Consider the following 6,677-nt stretch of genomic DNA (forward strand, 5'->3'; position numbering starts at 1 on the left):
GCACCGGCGGGTCCCGGCGCGGGGCCGACCGGAGGACAGGCAGGTCCCGGCTCGGGGCCGGCCGGAGGACAGGCGGCTTCCGGCGCGGGGCCGGCCGGAGGGCCGACGGCTTCCGGCGCGGGGCCGGCCGCAGGGCAGGCGGGTTCCGGATCGGCCGCAGGGCGGGCGGGTGCCGGCGTGGACGGGTCGGGGGTGGTGTCGTGGCGCGCGGTCGTCATCGCGGTTCAGCCCTCCGTCCGCGTACGCGGCAGCTGCTCGCGCAGCGCGGTGATCAGGCGGCGGCTGCTGTCGGCCGCCGCGTGGAGGCCCTCGCCGGGAGTGGTGCCGGCCCGCTGGTGCAGGACGGCGCCGACGAGCAGGCGCGGCGTGCCGCCGACACGGACCTCGCAGGCCCACAGGAGGTTCCCGCCCGCCGGGGTGCTGGATCCGGTCTTGACGCCGACGACGCCCGGGACGTCCAGGAGGGGGTTGGTGTTGGTGATCGTGCCGACCCCGGGGACGGTGACGGCGCGGGAGGCCACGATCTCGCGGAAGACGGGGTGCCGCATCGCCGCCCGCGCCAGGACGAGCTGGTCGGTCGCCGTGCTGACGGTGGTGGGTTCGATGCCGCTCGCCCCGGTGTACGTCGTCCGGTCCATGCCCAGGCGTGCGGCGGCGCTCCGCATCTTCCCCACGAAGGCGTCCTGGCTTCCGGCGTCCCAGCGGGCCAGCAGGCGGGCGACGTTGTTGCCGGAGGGGATCAACAGCAGTTCGAGGAGCTGCCGTTGGGAGTACTTTCGGCCCGCCTGGAGCGGCACCGTCGACTCGCCTCCGACGCCCGCCTCGTGCGCGGCCCGCTGGTCCACCTCGATCAGCGGGCCGTCCTCTCCGGGCCGCAGCGGGTGTTCCTGGAGGATGACATGAGCGGTCATCACCTTGGTGAGGCTCGCGATGGGGACGGGACGCCCGTCGCCCCGTGTGGTCACCGGCCCAGCCCCTTCCAGTACGACGGCGGTCTGGCCGTCCTCCGGCCACGGGACCGCCCCGGTGTCGAAGGGCGTCACTCCGGGCGCGGAGGGCGCGGCGGGGCGGGGCTCCGTCCCCGATCCGCTGACGGCCACGCCCAGGGCCGTCACGAGGGCCAGGGCCAGCGCGCCGCCCGTGACGCGTGTGCGATGGCTGAGGGTGAGGGACATGGGACCGCCTCCGGGTGCTGTCGTACGGGATCGGTACGACGGCAAGGCTGCGGGGGCGACGTGTCCGGACGGCCGAGGCGAAGGCGCCGGAGAGGCTCGGCAACCCATCGATCGTGTATCAGCGCGGACGCGGCGGTGCGGTTCGGGCGGGCGGCGGTCACCGCCCGGGAGCGGACGGCCCCTCGTCCGGGAGGCGCAGCGTCGCCACCGCTCCCCCGTCCTCGGGGTGGTTCGCGAAGGCCAGCACCGCCCCGATCACCCGCGCCTGCCCCGACGCGATGGTCAGGCCCAGGCCGTGGCCGCGACCCCGCTCGTCCGCGCCGGTCCTGAAGCGCTGGGGTCCGTGGGCGAGGAGGTCCGCGGGGAAGCCGGGGCCGTGGTCCCGTACGGTGATCGTCCCGGTCGAGACGGTGATCTCCACGGGCCCGGCGCCGTGGCGGTGGGCGTTCACGACGAGGTTGGTGACGATCCGGTCCAGGCGCCGTGGATCCGTCCGGACCTCCGCGGACTCGTCGGCGGTCACCCGCGCGTCGAGGCCGGCCCTCGCCACCGATTCCCGTACGAGCTCCGCCATGGCGACCGGACGACACTGCGGCTCCTCGGCGCCGGCGTCGAGTCGGGAGATCTCCAGCAGGTCCTCGACCAGGTCCCGCAGGACTCCGACCCGGTCCCTGACCATGTCGGTGGCCTCGCCCTCGGGCAGCAGCCCGGCCGAGGTGACCAGGCCCATGAGGGGGGTGCGGAGTTCGTGCGCGACGTCGGCGGTGAAGCGCTGCTCCCCCGCGATGCGGCGCTGGAGGCTGTCCGCCATCGAGTCGACGACGGCCGCGATCTCCCCGATCTCGTCACCGCCGCCGTACGTGTGCCGGTCCTCGCCCGTGTCCGTGTCCCCGCCCGCGGGCCGCGTCGCGTCGCCGGGGCGCCGGCCGGTGCCCGTGCGGGCGTCGAGGTCGCCCGCGGTGATGCGGCGCGCTGTGCGGGCCACGCGGCGGAGCCGCCGCGCGGGCAGCTCGGTGACGAGCGCGGTGACCGGGACGACGATGCCCAGGGTGAGCAGGGAGTACTTCCACATGTGCCGGTCCAGCGCCTGCCGGGTGAGCAGGTCGGCGGTCATGTCGACCCTGACCGCGTAGAGCCGGCCGCCCTCCTGCCGGGCGGCCCAGTAGACCGGCGCCGGGGGCCGGTTCACGTACAGGGTGCCGTCGCCCTCGCGCTCGACCTGGCGCAGCAGGGCGTCGGGGAGCTCCGCCGGGGTGGCCACGGGTGGTTCTCCGCCGTCCCGGACGTCTCGCATGGCCTGGTCGAGGGCGGTCGCGGCCTTGCCCGCGCCTTCGTGCAGGGACCGGTTCAGGGTCGACTCGTGGACGAGGACGCCCACGGTCAGGGCCATGGCGGCGCAGGCGAGACCCGTCAGCAGCAGGATCTTCCAGCGCAGTGAGCGGGGGTTCAGGAGGGCGCGTACGAAGGTCATCCGGGGTGCTCCGTTCAGCGCCGCAGCTTGTAGCCGAAGCCCCGGACCGTCTCGATCCGGTCGGCGCCGATCTTCTTGCGCAGCCGCTGCACGCACAGGTCGACGACGCGGGTGTCGCCGTCCCAGCCGTAGTCCCAGACGTTACGGAGCAGGCTCTGGCGGTCCAGCACGATCCCGGGGTGGGCGGAGAATTCCAGCAGCAGCCGCAGTTCGGTCGGGGCCAGCGCGATCTCCTCCCCCGCCCTGCGTACCTCCAGGGCGGCCGGATCGATGCTCAGGTCGCCGAAGACCAGCGCTCCGGCCACCGTCTGCGGGGGATCGGAGGGCGCGGCGGCCGGCGGCACGAACGCGGCCCGGCGGAGCAGGGAGCGGATGCGGGCCACCAGGATCGCGGTGTCGACCGGCTTGACCACGTAGTCGTCGGCTCCGGCCTCCAGTCCGGAGACCACGTCGAGGGCGTCGCCGCGCGCGGACATCATGAGAATCGGCGCCGTGCTGGACTCCCTGATCCGGCGGCACAGCCCGATGCCGTCGAGGGCGGGGAGCATCACGTCTAGCAGCAGCAGGTCGTGCCGCCCGTCCCGGAACAGTTCGAGGCCGGTGAGTCCGTCGCCCGCGACGGTCACGCGGTATCCGTACCGCTCCAGCGCCATGGCGACGGACCTGCGGATCACCTCGTCGTCCTCGACGAGCAGAATCGTCACGGGAACGGGCTCAGACATGCGGGTACATCCATCGAACGCGGGGACGGGTGGATCTGCCATCATGCCCCACCGCTCCCGGCGGGCGCGGACGCGGGCGCGGGGAGCGGGGGCGGGGAGCGGGGCGCGGGGGTTGGGGGGCCGGGGCACGCCGCGCCTTCCGGGTTCGCCGCTCCTTCCGGGTTCGTCTGTCAGGTGAGAGCGGAGTTCTCGCGTCCTGACCCGTGTGACCACCGCTCTCGAAACCCCCGCCGCCTCCGGCGTCCCCGCCCGCCAGGTCTGGCGGGCGCTCTACACCCACTTCCGGCCGCACCGTGCCGCCGTCGCGTTCGGGGCGGTGCTCGCCCTCATCGGCGCGGCCAGCGGGCTCGCCCAGCCGCTCGCGGCGAAGGCACTGGTGGACCGGCTCGGCCACGACGAGCCGATCGCGTCGATCCTGCTGGTCCTGACGGCGCTCGTCGTCTTCGGCACGGCCGTCGAGGCGCTCGGCTCGTACGTCCTGGAGCGGACGGCCGAGTCGGTGGTGCTCGCCGCCCGGCGCTCGCTGATCGGGAGGCTGCTGCGGCTGCGGCTGCCGGAGGTCGAGAAGACCCAGCCGGGTGACCTGATGTCGCGGATCACCTCCGACACCACCCTGCTGCGGGCCGTCACCACGCAGTCCGTCGTGTCGGCGGCGACCGGCGGGCTCTCCTTCGTGGCGACGCTGGTGCTCATGGGGTTCATGGACCCCGTGCTGCTGGGCGTCACGGTCGGCGTCATCGTGCTGATCGGCGGAGCCGTCGCCGTGCTCATGCCGCGGATCGCGGCGGCGACCCGGCGCTCCCAGGAGGCGGTCGGCCGGATCTCCACCGTTCTGGAGCGCGCCTTCGGCGCCTTCCGGACGATCAAGGCGTCGGGCGCGGAGGCGCGGGAGACGGCCGTGGTGGACGAGGCGGCGCGGGACGCCTGGCGTCACGGCGTGAAGTCGGCCAAGTGGCAGTCGCTCGCGGGCTCCTCGATCGGGCTCGCCGTACAGGTGTCGTTCCTCGCCGTCCTCGGCATCGGTGGCGCGCGGGTCGCGTCGGGGGCGACGTCGATCTCGTCCCTGATCGCGTTCCTGCTCTTCCTCTTCTACCTGATCGAGCCGATCTCCAAGCTGGTCGAGGCGGCGACGCAGTTCCAGGTGGGATCGGCGGCGGTGGCGCGGATCCTGGAGGCCGAGGCGCTGGAGGTCGAGGAGCCCGACGCCGGGGCGACGGTTCCGGCGGGCGGCTCCGGGCCCGCGTCCGTGGTCTTCGACGACGTGTCCTTCCGGTACCGGGACGAGCTCCCCGCCGTGCACCGGGGCGTCTCCTTCGAGGTGCCCGGACGGGGCATGACGGCCTTCGTGGGACCGTCGGGCGCGGGAAAGACGACGCTGTTCGGGCTGATCGAGCGCTTCTACGAGGCGACCGGGGGCCGGGTCCTCGTGGACGGCCGGGACGTACGGGAGTGGCCGCTGGCCGAGCTGCGGGCCTCGATCGGGTACGTGGAGCAGGACGCGCCCGTCCTGTCCGGCACCCTGCGCGAGAACCTCACCTTCGCCGCGCCGGACGCGGACGAGGAGGAGATCCGCAGGGTTCTCGTACGGGCCCGGCTCGACGCGCTCGTGGAACGGCTGCCGGAGGGCCTGGAGACGGTGGTCGGCCACCGCGGCTCCAAGCTGTCGGGCGGCGAGCGGCAGCGGGTCGCCATCGCGCGTGCGCTGCTCCGCAGGCCGCGGCTGCTGCTGCTCGACGAGGCGACCTCGCAGCTGGACGCGGTGAACGAGCTGGCGCTGCGGGACGTCGTGGCGGAGGTGGCGCGGGAGACGACCGTCCTCGTCGTGGCGCACCGCCTCTCCACGGTGACGCTCGCGGACCGGATCGTCGTCATGGAGGCGGGCCGGGTACGCGCGGTGGGCACGCACGCGGAGCTGGTGGAGGGCGACGAGCTGTACGGCGAGCTGGCGGCCACGCAGTTCCTGGCGACGGCGTGACGCCCGTACCCCGGGCGTAGCCCGCGCGCGGGCTCGGAAGCCGGCCCCCCGTTGTACGGCCGGCTTCCGCTCCCGCTCGCCCGGCGCCGGGCGCTCTTCGGACGTACGCGCCGCCGGGCGCTCAGGGAGTTCCCTCACGCTCCGGCCGCGTGGCGCGGTGGATCAGCGGTGGATCAGCGGTGGATCAGGTGCGGACGTAGAGGTCGTACAGGCCGCCGGCGTTGCGGACGCACTTGGCCGAACCCGCGTAGGAGTCCCGCAGCGAGATGCACTCCGAGCGGCTGAACTCGCCGATGTACTCCCATCCCTGCGCCCCCGCCGGGGTCAGGACGGCGGGGGCCGGGGCGGCGGACGCGACGCCCGCGGTCGACAGCACGGCGACGGCCACGCCGGCCGCGAGTGTCGTGGCGACGCGCTTCACTGTGGCGCCCGTAGTCGGTCTCCCTGTGTGTAGGCGGAGGAGGGCGAGCCTCCTCGCGGATCATCGTGGTGTGCCCCGGCGGCGCGTCGGCCGGCGGAGCACGACAGAGCCTGCGGAGCGGCGGGCGGCGGGAGCAAGGCCGGGGGCCGTCCCCGGACAGACGCGCGCTGTCCGGCCTGGTCAGGACCTCGCCCCCGTCGTGTCCCGGACAGCGGCGACATGGCGAAATCCACCGTTGCCGCTCGCGTCACGACCTCGGAGGATGACGCCCGTGGAGCATCTGGGTGAGTCATCGCCGTACGAGGCCCGAGACGCCGCCGGCTTCGTCGAGTCGTTGCAGCGGCTCAAGGAGCGTTCCCGGCTGACCTACCGTGAGCTGGAGGAGAAGGCCGCCCGCAACGGGGACGTGCTGGCCCGCAGCACGCTGGCCGACACCCTCCGGCGGACGAGTCTGCCGCGACCCGACGTGCTCGCCGCGTTCGTGCGCGCCTGCGGGGAGGGCGAGCGGGTCGCCGACTGGCTGAGCGCCAGGGAGCGCATCGCGGACGGCGTCGTCGCCGCGACGCCGGCCTCGGCCGATGCTGCGGATTTCGGGCCCACCGAGGCCACCGAGCCCTCCGGGCCCTCCGGCCTCGGCCCCGAGCCCCCGAGCGCGGACCGGGAGGCCCACGGGTCACGGCCCCGCCGTGTCACGGGCCGCGCCGCCCTGCTCCTGGCCGCGCTCGTCGTACCCCTGTCGGCGTGGGCGGCGTGGGCTCTGCTCGGGAACGGCGCCGCCGAACAGCGTCCGCCGTCGTGGGGGGGGGGGGGGCCCCCCCCCCCCCCCCCCCCCCCGGAACCCCCCCCCCCCCCCCCCCCCCCCCGGGTTTAAAAAAAAAAAAAAGCCCCCAAAATAAAAAAAAAAAAAATTGGG

5 protein-coding genes are annotated in these 6,677 nt (G+C 74.4%); 1 reads left to right on the forward strand and 4 read right to left on the reverse strand.

The genetic code is table 11. The annotated features are described in order from the left end of the window. Nucleotides 1-224: 224 nt before the first annotated feature. From ACIGHB_RS29555 to cseB, 3 genes are all read right to left on the reverse strand, one after another. Nucleotides 225-1,175, reverse strand: coding sequence for a D-alanyl-D-alanine carboxypeptidase (locus ACIGHB_RS29555; protein WP_360320686.1), 951 nt, complete (start codon nt 1,173-1,175; stop codon nt 225-227). 157 nt (nt 1,176-1,332) lie between these two features. Next, a complete protein-coding gene (locus ACIGHB_RS29560) occupies nt 1,333-2,646 on the reverse strand; it encodes a sensor histidine kinase (RefSeq protein WP_399917198.1) in 1,314 nt (437 codons plus the stop codon). A gap of 14 nt (nt 2,647-2,660) precedes the next feature. Then, complete coding sequence (gene cseB / locus ACIGHB_RS29565) at nt 2,661-3,368, reverse strand: two-component system response regulator CseB (RefSeq protein ID WP_399917200.1); 708 nt, start codon at nt 3,366-3,368, stop codon at nt 2,661-2,663. Between the two features lie 205 nt (nt 3,369-3,573). Between cseB and ACIGHB_RS29570 the strand changes: the two genes are divergently transcribed. Then, the gene (locus ACIGHB_RS29570; RefSeq protein ID WP_399917202.1) at nt 3,574-5,343 is read left to right on the forward strand and encodes an ABC transporter ATP-binding protein; all 1,770 of its coding nucleotides are present in this window, start codon (nt 3,574-3,576) and stop codon (nt 5,341-5,343) included. A gap of 184 nt (nt 5,344-5,527) precedes the next feature. Here ACIGHB_RS29570 and ACIGHB_RS29575 read toward each other — a convergent pair whose 3' ends face one another. After that, nucleotides 5,528-5,764 (reverse strand): hypothetical protein, encoded by a 237-nt coding sequence (locus tag ACIGHB_RS29575; RefSeq protein WP_399917204.1) that lies wholly within the window; start codon nt 5,762-5,764, stop codon nt 5,528-5,530. Nucleotides 5,765-6,677: the final 913 nt, after the last annotated feature.

It is taken from the genome of Streptomyces sp. NPDC085460, from assembly GCF_044541975.1.
Classification (GTDB): Bacteria; Actinomycetota; Actinomycetes; order Streptomycetales; family Streptomycetaceae; genus Streptomyces.